Here is a 3,780-nt window from a genome sequence, read left to right as displayed (position 1 = left end):
TCAAAGATGGGATGGCTAGCGATGGTAACGGTGATATATTTGTAATATGCAACTAATAATGCAAGGTCTAGCATTTTATTGTAGGTGCTATCAGTGTCGATTTTGGCGTCAAATTTCTGTTTTTTACAAGCTGAAGGCGTCATGGAGATGTGTATAAGAGTCAAGAAAAAAACATTAATCACATCTATTATTGCGGCTAGTTGCTTGCACGCAGCTGAATATAATATATTCATAGCCAGCTTTAAAAAAGACGATTATGCTACATTAAACAAAATAAAATCAAATATTGAAAAAGTTGTTAATAGTAGCAAATACGCTAATGAATTGGTGGTAAAAGCAAGAGCTAGTGACCCACAAAGTGCAAATAATAGCACATATCACACCGTAGTTGTTGAAACTGCTGATATGTCTAAATCAAAAGTAACAGAGATTAGAAACTATCTTCGCTCAAATTCTATCTATAAAGACGCTTATTTTACGACTAGAAAACCAAATGAACCTAAATTTGCTAAGGTTGATAGCGAAGTAGATACTAATTTAAACAATGACGAATTAACTAGCGAACCAGCTGTTGTAGATAATAATTCATCTGTTTCAAGTATGTTAGATAGTTTAGATGAAAAAAATGATAATGGTTTAAATATTCCTGCATTTAACAATGTTGAAGACGCTAATTCAATTACTTTAAATAAAATGATTGCTAGTGTTCTTGATACAAACCCAAGTGTAAATACTTATAAACAAGAATATTTAAAATCTTTAAAAGACTTAGATATAGCAAGTGCTGAATATTATCCAATGTTAAATGTATATGCAAATGGTGGATATGTTAATAAAAAGAAAAAAGTTAATGTACAACCTGAACAAAAAGGAACAGGCACAACTCACGATGCTTCAATAGTTTTAACAGAAAACTTATTTAATGGTGGAAAAGATATGAATGGCAAGGCTCAACAAAGCCACATTACAAATTCTACAGCTTATAAAGTAATTCAAAATTCAAATGAAATCGTATATGATAGCACTAAAGCATATTTAGATATGATAAAAACTAAACTATTACTTGAAATAGCACAAAAAAATGTAAAAGCTCACGAAGATATTTATGCTCTAATCAAAGATAGAACAAGTTCAGGTTTTGCAAGAGCTAGTGAAGAAAGACAAGCAGGAAGCCGTTTAGCACTTGCTAAAAATAACTTATTATCAGCAGAAAACGATTTTAAAGATGCTGAATCAAGATTTACAAGATTATTTGGTAAAAATGTAGATATTAATTCTCTTGTAATGCCAGAATTTACTTATGCAATTCCTAGTTCAGTTGAAGGCTTAAATGAAATTAGTAAAAAATGTAATCCAAGTGTGAGAATTCAAGCTGAAAATATCAATGTGCTTGAATATGAAACAAAGGTTAAAAAAGGAAATTATTTACCTAAATTAGACTTAGAATTAAGTGCAAACTATGCAAAAGATAAAATCTTTAGAGATTTACAAGCAGATACTAAAGATACTTCAGCAGGTGCTTATTTAAGATTTTCATACAACCTATTTAATAAAGGTCAAGATAAGCTAAATGTTGAAAAAAGTAAAATCGGAGCATTAGCAAGTCAAATGGATTATAATGCTACTTTAAGAGAATTAGAAGAAAGCAATTCATACGCATTTAATTCATATAAAATTAGTAATGATAAATTAAATTATTTAAATGATTATGTTGAATACGCTAAATCTACACTTTTAACTTATGAAGATGAATTTAAAATTGGTAAAAGAGATTTAATCAATGTATTAGATGCTCAAAGCGAATATTTTTCAGCTGCTAAAGAATTAATTAATACAAAGAGCAATATTTTATTAACCCAATACAAAATGCTTGATAATATGGGTGTAATTTCTGAAGGTTTTGTTAATGGTTATGCAAAACAATACATTAATAAAGCTTGCTCAATCTCTGATATTAAGTAATTGATGTATAGTAGAATTTTTAAAAGAGTGATTTTATTCACTCTTTTTATCGGTATTAGTTTATCTAGTTCTTCATTCATTAAACCACAAACTTATGTTAGAATGGAGAAGACTTACGGACAAGTTAGTGTTAAAAGACTTGAAAAACTAGATAAGTTAATGCAAGATATACAAAATACAAATGATGCAAATAAATTAGTAAAAGTTAATGAATTTTTTAATGACCCAAGTATTATAAAATGGCAAGATGATATGATAACTTGGGGTAAGACTGATTATTGGGCTAATAGATTTGAATCGCTTGGAAAGGGTTTTGGAGATTGCGAAGATTTCGTAATCGCAAAATATCTTACTTTACTTGATTTAGGAGTTAGTGAAGAAAAATTATTTTTTACATACGTATATGCTAATTTAAATGGTAAATGGATTTCTCATATGGTTTTAGCATATTATGAAAAACCTAACGATATTCCTTTTATTTTAGATAGTAATACAAATTCAATTAAAAGAGCAAACAAAAGAGTTGATTTAAAGCCTGTGTTATCGTTTAATGCTAAAGACTTATTTTTAGCACAACAAGCATCAAGCGGTAAATTATCGGCAAAATCTTCAAAATATACAAAAGATTGGTCTAGTTATTTAGAGAATTTAAAAAAGGGTGATTTATGACTTTATTTAAGCAAATTTTATTAGGTGCTATAGTTTTTATATTAATTATAATAGCTATTGTTGGTGTTAAAAACTATCAAACTACAAATGATTTTATAAACGAGCAATTAAGTGCAAATGCAAAGCATACAGCAACTTCGCTAGGATTATCAATTGCTACTTTAGATAATGTTGATAAAGATAGCGTTGAGCTTATGATTAATGCTATTTTTGATAGTGGATATTATCAAGAAATTAAATTCACTGACGCAAATGATGAGATAGTTTATGATAAAAGTAAAGAAAAGGTATTTTATGGAGTTAGTGATTTATTTGTAAAACTTGTAAATATTAGCACTCCTGTTGAGAGTTTTGAGATTAGACAATGGAATAAAATAGGCACTATTTATGTGCAAATTAGCCCTGCATTTGCTTACGAGCAACTTTATACAACCCTTAAAGAATTGTTTATTAATTTAGTGATTATTTTTATAGTTTCTATGATTTTAATTTATTTTTCACTAAAAGCGATTTTAGCACCACTAAATAAGGTTAGAAAACAAGCAGAAGCTATACTTGAACACGAGTTTATAATACAAAATAAACTACCATTTACCCAAGAAGTCAGAAAAATGGTAATGGCGATGAACTCAATGGTAGGTAAGGTTAAAGATATATTTGATAAAGAGAGCGAAACGCTAGATAAATATAATGATTTGCTTTATAAAGATGAAAGAACTAAGCTATTTAATAGAAGATATTTTATAAATAAATTTGAATCAATTAAAAGTAGGGAAGAGTATTCAAATGGATATTGCTTTTTATTAAGCATTAAAGAAACTTATAATCTAAAAAAGATTTTAGGTTTTAATAAATCTATGGAATTTTTAGGAAGATTATCAGATATTTTAAGAGATAATGATAAGGTTTTTGATAGTGAATGTGTATTTTCAATTAATGAAAATGATTTCGCTGTTTTAGGCGAGAATTCTTTAGGTTTTGAAGAAAACTGCGTAAATTATCTAAATAAAATAAAAGATTTATTTAAAGAATTTGGACTTGATGATAGTGAGTTTTTAATAAGCAGTTCTTTAAGTTCTTATGAAGGAAAAAAGCTAAATGAAATTCTTGCTGAACTAGACTTATTGTTAATTAAAAATAAGACTAATT

3 protein-coding genes and 1 pseudogene are annotated in these 3,780 nt (G+C 27.7%); 3 read left to right on the top strand and 1 reads right to left on the bottom strand.

Annotation, left to right across the window (positions count from 1 at the left end; translation table 11 throughout):
- Nucleotides 1-113 (bottom strand): annotated as a pseudogene (locus tag KJQ97_RS10070) (hypothetical protein); the annotation flags it as partial.
- A 34-nt stretch (nucleotides 114-147) separates the two neighbouring features.
- Between KJQ97_RS10070 and KJQ97_RS08950 the strand changes: the two are divergent.
- The 3 genes from KJQ97_RS08950 to KJQ97_RS08940 form a co-directional block, all read left to right on the top strand.
- Complete coding sequence (locus KJQ97_RS08950) at nucleotides 148-1,962, top strand: TolC family protein (protein WP_214120626.1); 1,815 nt, start codon at nucleotides 148-150, stop codon at nucleotides 1,960-1,962.
- Nucleotides 1,963-1,965: 3 nt separating this feature from the next.
- Nucleotides 1,966-2,631, top strand: a complete 666-nt coding sequence (locus KJQ97_RS08945) for a transglutaminase-like cysteine peptidase (protein ID WP_214120625.1) — start codon at nucleotides 1,966-1,968, stop codon at nucleotides 2,629-2,631.
- Nucleotides 2,628-3,780: LapD/MoxY N-terminal periplasmic domain-containing protein (locus tag KJQ97_RS08940; protein WP_284454209.1), on the top strand; the 1,153-nt coding region annotated here is incomplete at its 3' end. The genes KJQ97_RS08945 and KJQ97_RS08940, both read left to right, overlap by 4 nt.

The sequence above is a fragment of the Campylobacter sp. 2018MI01 genome (assembly GCF_018501205.1).
GTDB lineage: Bacteria > Campylobacterota > Campylobacteria > Campylobacterales > Campylobacteraceae > Campylobacter_E.
This window is presented reverse-complemented; position numbering and strand designations above follow the sequence as displayed.